This window comes from Enterobacter cloacae complex sp. P47BA, assembly GCF_014930485.1.
GTDB classification, from domain to species: Bacteria; Pseudomonadota; Gammaproteobacteria; order Enterobacterales; family Enterobacteriaceae; genus Enterobacter; species Enterobacter bugandensis.
The window spans coordinates 78825-95100 of sequence record NZ_JADBRF010000015.1 but is presented as its reverse complement, the minus strand read 5'-3'; the positions used below and the strand labels follow the sequence as shown (position 1 = coordinate 95100).

The window sequence follows — 16276 nt, the reverse complement described above, 5'->3', positions numbered from 1 at the left end:
CAGGGGCTTTTGCTTTTATGCCTTCAGATTAATCAGATGAGGAATCAACCATGCGATTAGCCAGCCGTTTTGGTCGGGTGAACCAGATTCGCCGCGACCGTCCCTTAACCCGCGAAGAACTGATGCAGCATGTCCCCAGCGTCTTCGGGGAAGACAAGCACGACTCCAGAAGCGAAAAGTACACCTACATACCCACAATCACCCTGCTGGAGAACCTTAAACGCGAAGGGTTCCAGCCATTCTTTGCCTGTCAGTCACGAGTGCGAGACCAGAGCCGACGGGAACATACAAAGCATATGCTGCGCCTGCGTCGTACCGGTCAGATAAACGGTCAGCAGGTGCCGGAAATTATCATTCTGAATTCTCACGATGGCGCATCGAGTTTTCAGTTGCTGCCAGGGATATTCAGAAGCGTCTGCACCAATTCGCTCGTCTGCGGACAGTCGTTTGGCGAGATCCGCGTGCCGCACAGGGGCGATGTTGTCGGGAAGGTGATTGAGGGGGCCTATGAGGTTCTCAGCGTCTTTGACCGGGTGGAAGAGAAACGCGACGCCATGCAGTCCCTGCAACTCCCGTCACCCGCGCAGCATGCACTGGCTAAAGCGGCGCTGACATACCGTTTTGGGGAAGAGTATCAGCCTGTGACTGAATCGCAAATTCTTGCACCCCGCCGCTGGCAGGACAAGAGAGATGACCTGTGGACCACCTACCAGCGCATTCAGGAAAACCTGCTGAAAGGCGGACTAAGTGGCCGTACCGCTCAGGGTAAACACACCCATACACGCGCAGTAAACGGGATTGATGGCGACGTTAAATTAAACCGCGCGCTCTGGGTGATGGCGGAGAACATGCTGAACCTGTTGGACCGGTAATCACCCGCGCCCCGCCACAGAAATCAATCCCCGGCCCAAGACCTTCATTCGACATCTCCATGCATAAGGAAAATTAACATGACCGACATAATTAATATTAACGATAACAATCAGCGACCTCTGCAGGCTGGCGATGACGGTTCTGCACCGGCACTGACAGCCATGTCCGTAGCGGACGAACAGCGTGTGGAATTCTGGCCGCAGCACTTTGGCAACATCCCGCAGTGGATAACCCTTGAACCGCAGGTCTTTGCGTGGATGGACCGGTTCTGCGCTGACTACAGCGGCGGTATCTGGAGTTTTTATTCTCTCAGCAACGGCGGAGCCTTCATGGCTCCGGAAACGGACAGCGATGCCTTCTGGTCGCTGTTTAACGCCATGAATGGCAATGCCGCAGACATGAGCGCCGAAGCTGCAGGGATTGCGGTCTGTCTTATCGCTTACAGTCATCACGCATGCCGCACAGAATGCGATGCCATGACGGAACATTACTGGCGTCTGCGTGACTATGCGCTCAATCACCCGGAATGCAACGCCATCATGTGCATTACCGACTGAGCGTCCCGCTATGCCGTATGAACTGTCTCATCTTAATGCCCTGAGGGATGCGCTGGGGAAAACAACGGTCAGGGATGAGGACGGAGAGGTTGTGACCGACGAACCCTTCCTGCATTTCCCGGCAGGTACCCCTCTCTTCCATATCTGGGCATGGTTCGAATCCCTGCACAACGAGTTCGTCGTTGCCGTGAAACTGTACAACACATCCGTCCCGGATACGTCAACAGACAGGAAAAGCAAATGAATACCACCACGTGTCCCCCTGACCGCGGGGGAATATCTCCCGTCGCACAGCGCACTATCAGACGCGCACTGACCCTGCTGGAACGCCAGTTACGCGAACCCGGCGAGGCATTCACCTCCAGTCAGGCGGTCCGCGACTGGCTCCGTCTGCAGCTCACCACGCTTGAGCGTGAAGTCTTCATGGCACTCTTCCTCGATAACCAGCATCGTCTTATTGCCCATGAAACGCTCTTCACCGGCACCATCAACCATACGCAGGTACATCCCCGTGAAGTGATAAAGGCCGCACTGAAATACAACGCGGCTGCCATCGTGCTTTCACATAATCATCCGTCAGGTTATGCGGAACCTGGCCATGCCGACCGGCTGCTCACTGACCATCTGAAACAGGCACTTAAACTCGTGGATATCTGCCTGCTGGACCACCTGGTCGTGGGAGGCATGGACATCGTCTCGTTTGCCGAGCGTGGCTGGCTTTAGGGAGAGAATAATGATGAGAATCATCAGTAAACGTCAGGCAATGGCGATATACCGCCAGCATTCTGAGTCCCGGCTGTTTCGCTTCTGTACCGGGAAATATAAGTGGTTCGGAAGTATCTGCCATTACTACGGCAGGGAAGTGCAGGATATCCGGGGGGGTATTGGCCGTGTTTGCTGAACGCCGACAGGACCGCAACGGTCCGTATGTGATCCTGCGCAGCGTTACCCTGAATTAACTCACCGTTAAGGAGTACTTACATGCAGAAAGCAACCTGCGTAATCAACCATAACATCGCGGAACACTGGTGGGGCCTCAGACGCAACGTCACGCCATGTTTTGGTGCCCGGCTGGTACAGGAGGGTAACCGCCTGCATTACCTTGCTGACCGCGCCAGCATCACTGGGACATTTAATGACGCAGATTTACGCCATCTGGACCAGGCATTTCCGTTACTGATGAAGCAGATGGAGCTCATGCTGACCAGCAACGAACTCACGCCCCACATTCAGCGCTGCATCACGCTCCACGCAAAAGGGCTGATATGTGAGGCCGATACGCTCGGCTCCTGTGGCTATCTGTACATCGTAATTTATCCGACATCTGCAACAACCGCATAAACCCCGGACGCTTTTCCTTCGTCAAACCAGCCAACAAAGAGCGCAAACCATGCAAATACAATCCCTGCCCCCTCAAAGGGCGGCATCGTCACGTCTGTCAACAGTCGAAATCTGGCAAGAATTACTGAAGTATCTGCTGGAGCAACATTACGGACTCACGCTTAACGACACACCGTTTGGCAACGACAGAGTGATCCAGAAGCACATTGATGCGGGCATCTCACTGTGTGACGCGGTGAGTTTTATCGTGGAAAAGTACGACCTAGTACGTACTGACTGTCACGGTTTCAGCGTGAAAGAACAGTCTCCGTTCATCGGCAGCATCGATATGCTCCGCGCCCGGAAGGGTACCGGGCTGATGACCCGTAAGGGATATAAAACCGTTACTGACATCACAGGTGGCAGATTCAGCGGAGGGAAATAATGACGTTAGCCCTGATCGTTGACGCCAACACCGTCAGCGTTCAGCCCCTCAGGTACCAGTACAAAGACTGGCGCTTTTATCAGATCTCCATCAACTGATACAGATGTTCGCTCAGACAGCGCGTATGGCGGTAACACCTTAACGGAGATATCCGTCTGAGGTAGAAGAGGGTGTGGCAGGACGCCGCCAGAACATCAGGGGCCGTATCGTCTGTCAGGATGGGGCTTAATTCCGGGGCGTTCAGTAAAATGAAACATTTCTCCGGTAGCATGCCGTCGGCATTTCCTTTCGGAAAATAACCGCCCAGATACAGTAACACGGTCAGCAGGCGAAACTGTCGGGTGAGTACCGTTTCAGTGTCCCGGTAATGTGCGGCTATCCACAGGCATTCCCGCAGCATAAACCGTCGGGTCCGTCGGGTGAGGTCACCGCCTTTATCATACCAGTGTTCGACGATATCCCTTGCGGAGCTAATGGAGTCATCACCCGTTGTCGCAGTTTGCCACGACCGAGCCAGAAGCGTTGCGATATCCATGGATTAACGCCGCACCTGCGAAACGGCTGCGGGAGTATTGCGGACACCAGGCAGATAAATATTGCGGACCAGCTTCAGGAGGAAAAAGACATCGCTCAGGTTGCTCACGCCGGGTACCAGATGGCGAAAGGCTATCCGCGCACGAAAACGCGCCCGGACCGCCAACCGGTCATTCACCCTGCGCCGGTACAGGCCCAGAAAATGGCGGCTTTCCACCAGCGCATGCCTGACCAGCGCTCGTCTGACAGATCGGTACTGCGTCTGTGTACTGAGTGTCAGAATATCTGCAATCACGTCGCAATAGCTGAACGCGCGGATATCATAATAATCCGGGCGGTGGGTAATTGACGCCGGGTTATTCACCCACAGGTAATCCTGTCTGTCAGAGAAATAAAATCGGCCATCTGCGGCGGCAAGCTGTATCGTCCAGAGAATGTCCTTGTGGCTTTTCCCTTCCTGGAATCGCAGGTCATGCTCGCGAATATACGCTGAACGGATTATCTGCAGCCACAGATAATGCGGCCATTCCCTCTGACTGACGCAATGGCGTATCCACTGCTGACCCGTCAGCGTATGACCGTAAGGCTGTCTGCAGTGAACGGTATGCCGCAGATGTCCGGCGCTGTCTGTATGCCGGGCATTGAAAAGGACGACATCGGCCTGCGCTTCGCGGGCTGTGCGCAGCCGCTCCTGCAGAAAATCTGCCGCAACCCGGTCATCCGCATCCAGGAACACCACCCATTCACCACGGTGAATCGCCAGTGCAGCATTACGGGCAGCATACACGCCCTGATTTTCCTGACGAATGAGAATAAGCCGTTCATCTGTAATGGCGCTGAGTAGCGTCCATGTTTCGTCGGTTGAACCGTCATCCACTACAATGATTTCAGTGCTGAGCGTTGTTTCGCCAAGCAGTGTCTGGACCAGAACCCCGATACTGTCAGCCGCATTGAAGGCAGGAATGATGACGCTGATATCGATGTTGATTTTCATTGCACTAAGGGAATGTAAACAGAGGGAAGGTTCAGAGTTGTCACCCCATCATGGGCAATAACCTGCCGGGTACGAAACATTATCAGGAAGAGCATCCCGGTGATTTTCGTGCTGGTGTTGATGCCACTCGTTTTTCTCGGATTTCCTGGTTAACCACCATCAGACAGTCATCGCAGAATTCTTTATCCAGCCCGAAAATCCGGTCCAGAACGCCTCTTTTCTTGTTACATCTGGCACATCTTTTCATTCCATCACCTGCTGTCGCATTCCCATGCCGTGTCCGCAGGACAAAAGAAGGGCGCCCACCAGAAGACAGGAAATAAATTAATAAACAATACGTTAAATGAATTGTTGGGAATTTAGCACAGGCACTAGCGGGCAGGATAATTCATTTTGCAGATCAATTTTATAAAATCGATCGGTTTAATCGATCATCTTTTTCACTCTGCTTTACACGCCATCCGTGTTCCTGCTCTCTTTATCGGTACGACCAGTTTGTTGAACTGGAAAGAATGCACTACCTGTTGGATAGTCAAGCCATTCCCGATAACCGACATTATGTGGAATAGAAAATCTACAAAAATTATTAACGCTTTGAATGGCTGCTATGAGCGAGAAGCGGACCTTCAAATCCGCACAGGTTCAATTGATTAACCTTGGTTGTCAGTTACGCCATCGTTAACATGAAGCCGATCGAAAATTCTTTATCGCATTTTTTACAAATACGCAGTGGCAAGAAAGATAGATTCTGGCTCATGACAAGTTGAGTGGTTCATTTGTATAAAGAGACTTCGCCTTCGGGACGCGTTTTGAACCTGCGATGCATCCACAGGTATTGCTCAGGGGCACGGAGAATTTCACGCTCGATGATCTTGTTCATATAAGCCGCTGCGGCGACCTTGTCCTCCCCTGGATAGCCTGACAGCGGATTGCTGATATACATGTGATAACCTTTTTTATCGCTACGTCGAATCATGCTAAGTGTGAGCAAGTCTGCACCAGCGAGTTTTGACAAAGCATACGTTCCGTTCGTCGTGGCTGCTTTTTTTACCGAGAAAAAAGGTGCAAAAACGCTTCCCTTAGATCCATAATCCTGGTCTGGTGCAAACCACACGGCTTCACCAGCTTTTAGCGCATGAACAAAACCTGATAAATTACGTCGATTAATCATAGCCTTATTTGAACGCATACGTCCTTTTGTCTGTACCCATTCCATTAATGGATCATTGTGTGGGCGATACGTTGCCATCATAGGATGGCATAACCCCATTACTCTTCCACACAACTCAAGGGACATAAAATGTATCCCGACAACCATTACCCCTCTGGTCGCACCGGTCAGGTTTTCAAGCCCTTCGACATCAAACCATTTTTTGACTCTCGCATCGCTCCAGAACCAGGCCATTCCTGTTTCCATTAGTCCCAGCCCGAGAGAAACAAAGTTTTTATTGACCATCTGGCTCCGGGCAAACGGTGTCATCTCGGGAAAGCACAGTTCGATATTTCTACTCGCAATCCCTTCCCGGCGTTTCAGAAAGGGTCTGGATATTTTTCCAAGACCAGAGCCCAGAGTATGTAAAACCGGGTAAGGAAGTTGAACGAGAAGCCACAGCAGACCCAAACCAGTCCAGGTAAGCCAGTAGCGGGGATGGAGTAAATTATGAGTAAAAGTCTGTGCCATAAATTTCCTTAATGCTAATGAAGGTTATAACGCAAAAGGAAAACAATGAAGCAATTCGTCTTGAGCGATACATTTTGTTTTAGACAATTTAAAGTCATCTAAATTCAAAAAAAAAAAAATAACTTTGCAATGACTAGTAAAGAATTTAAAGAGTCAGGAATGAATTGTAAGCCAGCAAAGTTATTCTGTTATAAATCCATGTTTTATCATTGATACTCAAGAAATTGTCTTCTTGATTCATCATCATCAAGGTACTCAAAAGAAAGAAGCCGAATTTTGGTAAATTTATAAAACCACTCACAATCGTTTCGTTGAATAATTTCGCCTGGTTTGAAACATATCCCGGATGCCACCCGTATAATCGCATATTTACCATTACTAAACCTGACCCGGTGAATACAGAAAGGTTGACCGGCCTGCCCGTGACAGCTGTTTGACAGGATATGTCCTTCAATAAAAACAGTTTTTTTAGATTTCATTATCATACCCTCGACAACTGCAGTACAGGAGAAATGTTGTCATTTCCCGACATCACTGACGTTAAGTGGCAGAAGCTGATCAGCCGCCGATACACCAGCATTCTGAAGGTCTGAAGAGCAGTCCGCAGGCAGGGCACTCAAGAACCGCATCTTTTCTTAGTTTACCTGCTTTTTGATCGGCTCTGTGTGCGCATGCCGGGCAGGCAACATGAACCGGTCTTTCTTTAAAATACCTGAGCCCATTTGTATAAGACATAAATAATTCTCTGAGGAATACAGTAATTATTATACGCTTTAATATAAAAATAACTGGCATAAGTTATGTTAAGTTGTGTCTGAATCAGTATATCAGATATTGAAAATTGAACGTCTGATTTATGGTACACTACCCTTCCGTGAGAAATTTAAGATGAAATCAGAAGACACCCTTGACTGGTATCCGGCACAACTACCGCCAGTGAAAATTATTCTTGGCGAAGCCGTGCTGGCTGTGGGTAAACAGGGCCGGCCGATTAATACCCGCACCTTGCTGGAATACCTTCAGGTCATGCAGGACAAACAAAAAAGGCGGGATGACAAAATCGCCATGCAGACTGCGATTGATGTTCTCAGGGATAATCAGCGCATTAACGGCAGACGTTAATGCACCTCCGGGCTCAGTGTCAGTTCTGAATGATCTCAACCGTATGGTTTTGTCCATCATCCTTCAGCGGTATTCTGTCATCAGGGAGGAGAACACCATCCAGTGTCACGCAATATTCTGCATCGCCGCGTGAAACACTAATCTGATAATGGCTTTCACCATATTGATATGCCATAGAAAAAGACGACCACTCATCCGGTAACCGGGCATGAACACTAAACTCAGTGCCGGAACGTTTTATCCCCAGTAATTCCTCGGTAAGTAAACGCCAGGCCCAGCCTGCGGAACCGGTATACCAGCTCCACCCTGCACGTCCGGTATGGGGAGCGACGCTGTAGACATCAGCACTCATGACATAAGGCTCAGCTTTATAAATCCCGACAGAGTCCGCATTCAGGGTATGATTTATAGGGTTGAGCATTGACCAGAGTTGCCAGGCTCGTCCGGCATTCCCCATTCGGGCAAAGGCCATCACTGCCCAGATGGCGCCATGCGTATACTGCCCTCCGTTTTCCCGCACGCCTGGCAGGTACCCCTGTATGTAGCCCGGATTTGGACCGTGTCCGTCGAAAGGAGGCGTTAACAGTTTGATCAGCCCTCCTTCGTTATCCACAAGGTGCTTATCCAGCGCCTGCATGGCCTTTGCGCACCGTCCCGGGCTCGCGGCGCCGGACAATACAGACCAGCTCTGCGCAATCGCATCAATCCGGCAGTCCTGTGAGGTTTTCGATCCCAGGGGAGTACCATCGTCAAAATACCCGCGCCGGTACCATTCCCCATCCCAGGCGTGGGCTTCGAGATTACTTTGCAGGCGCAGAGCCTGTGAACGGCACATCGCGGCGACGCTTTCATCCAGCCTGCGCTCCGCCAGCGCTGCAAACCGCTGCAAAATGTCGTACAGGAAGAAGCCCAGCCAGACGCTTTCACCTTTGCCTTCGATACCCACCCGGTTCATCCCGTCATTCCAGTCACCAGCACCCATCAGCGGCAGGCCATGCTCCCCGAAGCGAAGTCCATAGTGAATAGCTTTGACGCAGTGTAACCAGAGTGTCTCTTCGGTGCCGCTGATGACCGGCGTGTCATAGACAGACTCTTCACCAGGCTGAAGCGAGCGTCCCTCCAGATAAGGAATGCGTATTTCCAGTGCATCCATATCCCCCGTCGTTTCAACATAGTGGCAAACAGCAAGCGGCAGCCAAAGATAGTCATCGGAACAGCGGGTACGCACACCGTTGCCGTGTGGCGGGTGCCACCAGTGCTGCACATCCCCCTCGATAAACTGCCGTGATGCACAGAGTATTATCTGTTCACGCATCCGGTCCGGAGCAGCGTGGCTCAGAGCCAGCGTATCCTGCAGCTGATCGCGAAAACCAAATGCACCGCCAGACTGATAGTAGCCACTCCGGGCCATAAGACGGCAGGCGACCGTCTGATACAACAGCCAGCCATTAACCAGTAAATTTACGGACGTGTCGGGGGTGTTAACTACGATTTTATCGAGAACATTGTGCCAGTGATTATGAATCCGGTTCAGCTCCTGGCGGACCGTATCCTCGTTCATGTAGCGGGCCAGCGTCTCCTGAGCACAAACATCATTCTCCTCTGCGCCGAGGATAAAAATAAACGTCCTCTGGTCCCCGTCAATTAATGTAACCGCCGATTGCACCGCTCCGCAGGGATCCAGACCGGCCCCCGTCTTACCAGAAAGCTTTTGCAGTTTCATAGCCGAAGGGGCGTGAAGGGAACCATTACGGCCAATAAACTCCCGGCGGTCCCCTGTCAGAGAACAGTCATTACCGCTGACGGCAAAAAATGCAGTTCGGCCGCCACCATTATCACCATAAAAGTTATTCGCAAGCACCCCGCAGCCGCCGGGCGTTCTGGCCACATGTGTCACAATGTGAGGGGCTGAGCGCGTTCGTGTTTCTCCGAGCGTCCATTCTACATAGCCTGTGACGGAAAGTTGACGTGTCCGTCCCGAAGAGTTGGTGAGCGTCAGGAGCACCAGTTTAACCGGATCTTCTTCAGCAACCAGGACCGTCAACTCGCTGTCTATACCACTCTCACGATGGGCAAAAACGCTGTAGCCAAAACCATGGCGGGTCAGGTAATCACCGTGTCCGCGAACAGGTAAAGCCGTCGGCGACCAGCACTCCCCGCTCTCTTCATCGCGCAGGTAAAATGCCTCGCCGCTGCGATCGCTCACCGGATCGTTCTCCCACGGCGTCAACCGGTATTCATGGGCATTCTCATACCAGGTATAGGCCTGCCCTGCCTCTGAGATCACACTGCCAAAACGAGAATTTGCCAGTATGTTCGACCAGGGAGCCGGTGTAAGCGCATTTTCCCGAAGGACGATCTGATACTCCCGCCCATCCTGAGAAAATCCACCGTACCCATTGAAATGGCATAACTGACTGGTATCAGGGCTCCAGTCCGTATGTTGATTACGCTCGCGCACAGCACGCGGAATGAATGCCCTTGCCGGCGATTTCAGGGTATGAATACGCTGGTTAAGCTGCTCATTAATCCCCCCTGCGCGGTCATCAAGATAAAGACAGGCCACGCTCATCAAAAGCAACTTATCCTCAGCGGAGAGATGCTCACCGTTGCGGACAAAAAGCCCGCCCTTTTTATCCAGCAGACTGGCTTCAGACCCGGCATAAATTAACTCCATAATCTGATTTTGTAATCCCTGCTGGTAGCCGCCGGGGCTGTTATTCAGGATAACTAAATCAACATCCAGCCCTTTCTGTCTCCAGTAACGGTGTGCCTGAATCAGTGTGGTCACTGAGGTGATACTTTCCTCGCTGGTTATACTCAGCAGCACTATCGGCAGATCCCCTGAAATTGCCCAGCCCCACAGTCCGGACTGGCCACGTCGGTTGCGGCCGATCGCCTGGCCTTCGGCGCGCAGCTCCTGGACAGGGTAAAGCACAGCGCTGGCGAGACTATTGAACAACGTGGCATCATCTTCACTGGCGTTCATCTGGCGCAATACCACCAGACTGTGAGACCAGGCCAGTTCAAAGACGCGATCGGCGATAGGGTAATCGCGATATTTCTCCAGCAATGCCAGGCTCTGCTGACGGGTCTCGCTGATGCCATAAATGATATCAATCGTAACCGGCTGCCCCGGCTGCAGAATAATGGCGTTGCGAATTGCCAGTATCGGATCCAGCACCGAGCCCGACGTGTTGCCTAGCATCCCTCCCGTCTCTATTGCCTGTGCATTCGCAGGGTTTCTGCCACGTCCAATAAACCTTGCCCTGTCCGTTTCAAACGACACGTTATGTCGGTTATCGCCGTGCACCACCATCATGTGAAACAGGCAAGGGCTCGGTTCATCCGGTGAGCGCGGGCGCCGGTGGCAAAGAATAGCGTCACGCTCAGGAGCCAGCTCAGTCTGAATAAACAAATTGCTGAATGCCGGGTGTGCCAGATCGCTGGCATCAGGTGCCAGTACCACTTCAGCATAAGTTGTCAGCTCCAGAGAGCGAGGCTTGCGACCACGATGAATCAGTGTGAGCCGTCGCAATTCAACATCATCCTCCGGAGAGATCACCACCTGAGTTTTGACGCTGAGTCCCCCTAAGCTGCGTCTGAATTCTGCCCCCGCATCGGTGAACAACACTTCCTCGTCTTGTCCGCTGGTGTAGCCTGTTGGTTGCCAGGTATTGCTCCACACATCTCCCGTCTGGGTATCGCGGATGTAGCAGAAAGCTCCCCAGTTATCACGGGTGGTATCACTGCGCCAGCGCGTTAGTGCAATATCATTCCAGCGACTGTAACCGCCCCCGCCCGCGGTCAACATCAGATGATAATGGCCGTTGGACAGGAGTTGAATATCCGGGGCGGGGGTATCCACGCTATAGAAAATACGGGGTTCATAGCGAACGGGTTTGACCATGCCCTCATGAGATTCAAAATGACGGCGCGGACTGTACAGATCGACCGCATCCGGCACGCGCTCCTGTAACAGCAGACTCGCTGACCGGAATACCGTACTGGACATAAAGCGTTCAGTCATGGGGGCATCAAGCAGCACATGAGCCAGCGCCTGAAATGCCATACCCTGGTGATGCGCCATCCAGGACTGTACCACCGCATAGAGCTGACCGGTTGCAAGACGTGAGGGGGTATAGTCCAGCGCTTCATAAAAACCGTATTCTCCGCATGCACCATTTTTTTGCAGCCTGAACAGGTTCTCACAAGCTTTCTGCGGGGAAACCATCAGCGCCAGCAGCGTGGCGTAAGGAGCGACAACCATGTCATCGGCAAGTCCCCTGCGCAGACCGAGCCCCGGTACGCCAAATGCCTGATACTGATAATTATGCTGAACATCAAAAGCATGATAGCCAGACTCTGAAACACCCCATGGTACCCCGCGTTCTTTCCCCCAGTGAATCTGGCGCATAACCGCCGACTGACTCATTTCATCGAGCAGGCTGCCGGGCCAGGTGGGCATCACCAGATTCGGCATCAGATATTCAAACATGGATCCGCTCCATGACATCAGGGCAGTTTCATTATCAATCGTGGTAAACAATCGACCCAGCGCGTACCAGCTTTTAAGAGGCAGCTGATTAGTCGCAATGGCAAGAAAACTGGTCAGGCGGATTTCAGACGGCAGGAGATCGTAGTGGCTCTTGTCAGGCATATTGGTGTCACAGTTATAACCGACGCTGAGCAGACTGGTTGCTTCACTGTACAGAAAGGCGAAATCCATCCGGGCATGCTCATCCAGCCGCTGTTCCAGCTCGGTGATAATATTGAGTCGCATTCGGGCCTGCTCCGCCACTGACGCCGGAGGCGTTCCTGTACCGGTTAATGTCGGACGGGCAAGCTCGCTCAGCGTCGGCAGCGTCTGTTCATTCCAGGATGCAGGCAACCAGCCAAGCAACAGAGACCACTCATGGCAAAGCTGAACCAGTTGATGCTCCAGATGTCCAGCCCAGCGCATCTGAAGAGGAGATCCCTGATGACATGCGCTGGTCAGATGGTTGCACTGGGTGCGCATGCTTTTCAGTTCGCTGAAAAGCGCCTGCGGAGAGAGCGACACCGCGTTCAGGCAATGCTTGCGCAGCAGTCTCAGGCTGTCAGGTGGGTTCTTACCCCACTGTTTTTCCAGAATATCCAGCGTATCGTTCAGTCCTGCCAGTATCTGTTGGTTGCTTAAAACAGGCTGATGACGCATGGCGGACAGGCCTGCACGCAGGGTCAATAAATGCCCGGCCATATTGCCGCTGTCGACGCTGGAGATATAGCGTGGACTGAGGGGGACCAGCGTACGGGTGTCATACCAGTTGTAGAGATGGCCCCGGTAGTGCTCCATTTTATCCATCGTGTCGAGCGTGAGCGACACGCGCCGGAGCACCTCTCCGCCAGGCAGGTAGCCAAAGTCCCATGCCGTCAGGTTAGCCATAAGTGAAAGACCAATATTGGTAGGAGAAGTTCGGTGTGCCACCGTCGGTTGTGGTATTTCCTGATAATTATCAGGCGGAAGCCAGTTCTCTTTTGCTGTGGCAAATGTTTCAAAAAAAGCCCAGATTTCACGGCTTGTCTGGCGTAACAGCTGTTTTTGTTCCTGATTAGGCGAAAAAACCTTACGCACGGGCTGGCGACTCAGCCAGCTCATCAGCAGCGGTGCCACACACCATACCAAACTGATCGGTAACGCAATCCCCAGCAGCTGTGGGGCAAATTGTCCGGTCAGTATTGTCAGCGCCACGCCACCGGCAGCGTTCAGCCACATCGCCTGATAAAAACGTGCAACAGTGGGTCTGGCCTGACTGCTGTCCTGGCTGTGGCTGACCCACTGGCTGAGGTGACGCCTGCTTATCCCCAGTCGCCATAGCGTCACGGCGATCGCTTTCAGCGAATATCCGGCTTCGTGCGGCAGTATCGCAAAATTAAGGCTGATACCTGACAGACGCTTTAGCGCGCCCGCCCCCACCAGTAACAGATGCGACTTCACGCGGCGACGCAGAGGTTTATGCAGAAGGTCGTGGCTAATGCAGAGGAGCGCTGGCAACAGCCATATCAGCAACAGTATGCCCAGCCAGTAAACCGGATTGGGTACCCAAAGCAGAGTGAAGAACAGCAATACCAGTAAGGAGGGGGCTACCAGGCTGCGACGCAGATTGTCGAGTAATTTCCAGTAAGAAAGCGCGGTCAGTGGATTCCGGGTACGGGTTCCATCGGCTTTTCTGACGTGTGGTTTCAGCCAGTTAAGCAGTTGCCAGTCACCCCGGATCCAGCGTGAACGGCGTGCAACGTCGGACAGATAATTATTAGGGTACTGTTCGTAGAGTAACACCTCACTCAGCAGACCCGAGCGCGCATAGCACCCTTCGAGGAGATCATGGCTGAGAACCAGATTTTCCGGGCAGGTATTGGCAGTGGCCTGCATAAAAATGTCAACATCGTAAATCCCTTTGCCCACAAACGATCCTTCCCCAAAGAGATCCTGATAGATATCCGAAGACATCATAGAATAGGGGTTATTACCCGGTATGCTGCTGCGCAGGGCGGCGTAACGCCCCTGACCGTTACGTGGTATCTCCTCCGCAAGACCGGGTTGTAAAATACCAAATCCTTTGACCACCCTCTGGCGTACCGGATCATACTCTGGCGTATTCAACGGATGGGCCATCGCCGCGACCAGTTTGTGAGCCGTATCGCGCAGCAACACCGTATCACTGTCCAGGGTAATGACGTATTTAATGTGATCCGGTAAAAGGTGGGCAGGCATGTCTGCAGCGCTGACGAATTGTTTCCCGGGCTGGCGTAGCCAGCTATTGAGCAACGCCAGTTTTCCCCGCTTGCGTTCATATCCCATCCATACTCGTTCTGCAGGGTTCCATTCAGGCTGACGATGTAACAGATAAAAACGTGGTCGGCCGGAGGGGTAGCGCCGATTCAGCGCCTGCGTATCAGCGATAGCCTGTCTGAGCAGCGCGTGACTTTCCGGCGAGGGTTCATTTTCAGAATCTGCAAAATCAGTGAGCAGCGCGAACCTGAGATTTTCGTTTTCATTCCCCAACCAGCAAACTTCAAGACTGGTGAGGAGCTGGCTGAAACTTTCGTGGCTGGTCAACATGCAGGGAATGACTAACATAGTGGCACTGTCAGCGGGAATACCGGCTGAAAAATCCATCCCCGGCAAGGGGCGAGGAACGCGAAAACGGGTGGTTGCGTCACTGAGTAAATCACTCATTAACTGAGTTAAAGCGATAACCAGAGGTAATATCACCGCGATTAACAACCAACCTGCGCCCTGCATGGCAGTTTCGTGCAATATTGCCGCGGTCGCTGCGGTTGTCAACAACGCCAGGCTGCCAAGCCATGACAGCAGGGTTATTCTGTTGAAACTGTGCCGCAAGCGTATGAGTCTTGAGGTGTCTGCCAGAAGATGTATATCCAGTGCCTGTCGACCTTCGCCGGCGAGATAATAACCAATATGATGTTCCGGTGTATTGGGGGCTTTTTCCTCTGAAAGCGCCAGCACCCTGTCAGCAACCTCAGGCTCGCTGAGCCCACTGTCTCTGGCCAGGACCTCAACTACGTGCCGGTAATGATCCCGGGTATTGAAGTGCATCCGGGGATAGATACCGGCAGGATCATTTCTTAATGCCTGTTCGACGACGCTTATCGTTTCGGCGAAATCAGCCCAGTCCGTTTCACCCAGTAATCGCAGACCTGCGATGCTGTTACTGACAGACAGCTGGCTGGCGGCAAGCTGTTGATTGAAGTTATTTATGAGAATGTCAGTGGTGACTCCCTGTTCCCGAAGGCACTGATCAACCCAGGTAAGAGGTAACGACAGCGCGTTGCCGTGCCCCTGCAGACGCCGCACCAGTTCTGCGACAAACGCGCTGGATAACGGAGGACAGGAGCGAGCCAAATCGGCAACCACCATAATTAAATCACCAGGCGCACTCTCTGCACATTCGAAAATCCTGGTTATCCACGTATCTGCCAGGTTTCTGTCCTGTTGCGCTTTTATCACTTCCATACTGATACGACGAAGATTTTCAATCAGCGCCAGGCGCAGCATTCCCGGTAATGCCCAGATTTCACCTAGTGTCAGCGGAGTCACCTGTTGATAGGCAGCGAGATAGCTGGTCAGACTGGTGGCATCCCAGCGGCCATCACCGTGAGCAATGGCCTCTGATGCGATATGATAAATTCTTGGGCAATTCAGCGGCGACATCAGCGACGGGAGACCTTTACCAAAACTTTTCGGCAAGTGCTGGCGGACGGTACGGATTTGTTCCTCAATCAGATAATAATTGTCCAGCAACCACTCCCCGGCGGGCATGATACTGGTCTTTTTACCTGCATTAAGCTCATAGCAGTTTTGGGTGATAACGGCCTCATTGTCGCCAAGCCGTTTCAGAAGATAATAGGGATGTTTATCCGGTGATACTTTATGGGTCCGCGCCAGCTTCTGACCATAGCGTTCCATCTGGGCAGTCGAAAAGAGTTCTGGCCGCGGAGTGCTTTCGCTTGCAGGATCGTTCGCCGAAAACGTTACGTTTTCGGCAGCATTCATCGGAATACGGGAGCGGTTAAACCACGCTCTGGGGTTCATTTTCATAGCATTGCTCTGATGCGACATTAGCGCGCAGGAGCAGTTGCGAAATCAGTTCAGAAACGTTCTCTCAGGATGTGCGTCAGGCATCAGGGATTTAACAGCTGCCGGAATCTAACATAAGTATAGGACATGAGCTCTGTTCTGCGGTTTT

The 16276-nt window shown here is 52.3% G+C and carries 13 protein-coding genes and 1 pseudogene; 8 read left to right on the top strand and 6 right to left on the bottom strand.

Annotated elements, in window-relative coordinates; translation table 11 throughout:
• The first annotated feature begins 50 nt into the window (after positions 1 to 50).
• The 7 genes and pseudogenes from IM299_RS15965 (at position 51) to IM299_RS15935 (ending at position 3195) form a co-directional block, all read left to right on the top strand.
• Positions 51 to 872 (top strand): DUF932 domain-containing protein, encoded by an 822-nt coding sequence (locus tag IM299_RS15965; RefSeq protein ID WP_163387545.1) that lies wholly within the window; start codon positions 51 to 53, stop codon positions 870 to 872.
• Between the two features lie 78 nt (positions 873 to 950).
• Positions 951 to 1430, top strand: a complete 480-nt coding sequence (locus IM299_RS15960) for an antirestriction protein (RefSeq protein WP_064351562.1) — start codon at positions 951 to 953, stop codon at positions 1428 to 1430.
• 10 nt (positions 1431 to 1440) lie between these two features.
• Positions 1441 to 1674, top strand: a complete 234-nt coding sequence (locus tag IM299_RS15955; protein ID WP_163387546.1) for a hypothetical protein — start codon at positions 1441 to 1443, stop codon at positions 1672 to 1674.
• The gene (radC, locus tag IM299_RS15950) at positions 1671 to 2153 is read left to right on the top strand and encodes a DNA repair protein RadC (protein WP_188245866.1); all 483 of its coding nucleotides are present in this window, start codon (positions 1671 to 1673) and stop codon (positions 2151 to 2153) included. Before IM299_RS15955 ends, radC begins: the two co-directional genes overlap by 4 nt.
• Positions 2154 to 2166: 13 nt before the next feature.
• Positions 2167 to 2389, top strand: a pseudogene (locus IM299_RS15945) (DUF987 domain-containing protein).
• A 22-nt stretch (positions 2390 to 2411) separates the two neighbouring features.
• Entirely contained in the window at positions 2412 to 2771 is a 360-nt protein-coding gene (locus tag IM299_RS15940) for a type IV toxin-antitoxin system YeeU family antitoxin (RefSeq protein ID WP_163387548.1), read from the top strand.
• Positions 2772 to 2820: 49 nt separating this feature from the next.
• Positions 2821 to 3195, top strand: a complete 375-nt coding sequence (locus IM299_RS15935) for a TA system toxin CbtA family protein (protein WP_227013128.1) — start codon at positions 2821 to 2823, stop codon at positions 3193 to 3195.
• Between the two features lie 79 nt (positions 3196 to 3274).
• Here the strand turns inward: IM299_RS15935 and IM299_RS15930 are convergent, their stop codons facing one another.
• From IM299_RS15930 to IM299_RS23110, 5 genes are all read right to left on the bottom strand, one after another.
• Positions 3275 to 3730 carry a hypothetical protein gene (locus tag IM299_RS15930; protein ID WP_224255597.1) on the bottom strand — a complete coding sequence of 152 codons (456 nt, stop codon included), beginning with the start codon at positions 3728 to 3730 and terminating at the stop codon, positions 3275 to 3277.
• A gap of 3 nt (positions 3731 to 3733) precedes the next feature.
• Positions 3734 to 4723: a glycosyltransferase gene (locus IM299_RS15925; protein ID WP_163387550.1), complete on the bottom strand. Its 990-nt coding sequence runs from the start codon at positions 4721 to 4723 to the stop codon at positions 3734 to 3736.
• A 772-nt stretch (positions 4724 to 5495) separates the two neighbouring features.
• Positions 5496 to 6404, bottom strand: coding sequence for a kdo(2)-lipid IV(A) palmitoleoyltransferase (gene lpxP / locus IM299_RS15920; protein ID WP_188245867.1), 909 nt, complete (start codon positions 6402 to 6404; stop codon positions 5496 to 5498).
• Positions 6405 to 6610: 206 nt separating this feature from the next.
• Complete coding sequence (locus IM299_RS15915; RefSeq protein ID WP_023322470.1) at positions 6611 to 6883, bottom strand: hypothetical protein; 273 nt, start codon at positions 6881 to 6883, stop codon at positions 6611 to 6613.
• A gap of 79 nt (positions 6884 to 6962) precedes the next feature.
• Positions 6963 to 7139 (bottom strand): YnfU family zinc-binding protein, encoded by a 177-nt coding sequence (locus IM299_RS23110; RefSeq protein WP_214579372.1) that lies wholly within the window; start codon positions 7137 to 7139, stop codon positions 6963 to 6965.
• A gap of 153 nt (positions 7140 to 7292) precedes the next feature.
• Here IM299_RS23110 and IM299_RS15910 point away from each other — a divergent pair, with 153 nt between their 5' ends.
• Positions 7293 to 7526: a hypothetical protein gene (locus IM299_RS15910; RefSeq protein WP_004132711.1), complete on the top strand. Its 234-nt coding sequence runs from the start codon at positions 7293 to 7295 to the stop codon at positions 7524 to 7526.
• A 19-nt stretch (positions 7527 to 7545) separates the two neighbouring features.
• Here IM299_RS15910 and IM299_RS15905 read toward each other — a convergent pair whose 3' ends face one another.
• Positions 7546 to 16128 (bottom strand): GH36-type glycosyl hydrolase domain-containing protein, encoded by an 8583-nt coding sequence (locus IM299_RS15905; protein ID WP_193357797.1) that lies wholly within the window; start codon positions 16126 to 16128, stop codon positions 7546 to 7548.
• Positions 16129 to 16276: the final 148 nt, after the last annotated feature.

Excerpts from the sequence above, each read along its gene's own strand:
- IM299_RS15965 (WP_163387545.1), top strand. The coding sequence starts at position 51 with ATGCGATTAGCCAGCCGTTTTGGTCGGGTGAACCAGATTCGCCGCGAC.
- IM299_RS15960 (WP_064351562.1), top strand. The coding sequence starts at position 951 with ATGACCGACATAATTAATATTAACGATAACAATCAGCGACCTCTGCAG.
- IM299_RS15955 (WP_163387546.1), top strand. The coding sequence starts at position 1,441 with ATGCCGTATGAACTGTCTCATCTTAATGCCCTGAGGGATGCGCTGGGG.
- radC (WP_188245866.1), top strand. The coding sequence starts at position 1,671 with ATGAATACCACCACGTGTCCCCCTGACCGCGGGGGAATATCTCCCGTC.
- IM299_RS15940 (WP_163387548.1), top strand. The coding sequence starts at position 2,412 with ATGCAGAAAGCAACCTGCGTAATCAACCATAACATCGCGGAACACTGG.
- IM299_RS15935 (WP_227013128.1), top strand. The coding sequence starts at position 2,821 with ATGCAAATACAATCCCTGCCCCCTCAAAGGGCGGCATCGTCACGTCTG.
- IM299_RS15930 (WP_224255597.1), bottom strand. The coding sequence starts at position 3,730 with ATGGATATCGCAACGCTTCTGGCTCGGTCGTGGCAAACTGCGACAACG.
- IM299_RS15925 (WP_163387550.1), bottom strand. The coding sequence starts at position 4,723 with ATGAAAATCAACATCGATATCAGCGTCATCATTCCTGCCTTCAATGCG.
- lpxP (WP_188245867.1), bottom strand. The coding sequence starts at position 6,404 with ATGGCACAGACTTTTACTCATAATTTACTCCATCCCCGCTACTGGCTT.
- IM299_RS15915 (WP_023322470.1), bottom strand. The coding sequence starts at position 6,883 with ATGAAATCTAAAAAAACTGTTTTTATTGAAGGACATATCCTGTCAAAC.
- IM299_RS23110 (WP_214579372.1), bottom strand. The coding sequence starts at position 7,139 with ATGTCTTATACAAATGGGCTCAGGTATTTTAAAGAAAGACCGGTTCAT.
- IM299_RS15910 (WP_004132711.1), top strand. The coding sequence starts at position 7,293 with ATGAAATCAGAAGACACCCTTGACTGGTATCCGGCACAACTACCGCCA.
- IM299_RS15905 (WP_193357797.1), bottom strand. The coding sequence starts at position 16,128 with ATGAAAATGAACCCCAGAGCGTGGTTTAACCGCTCCCGTATTCCGATG.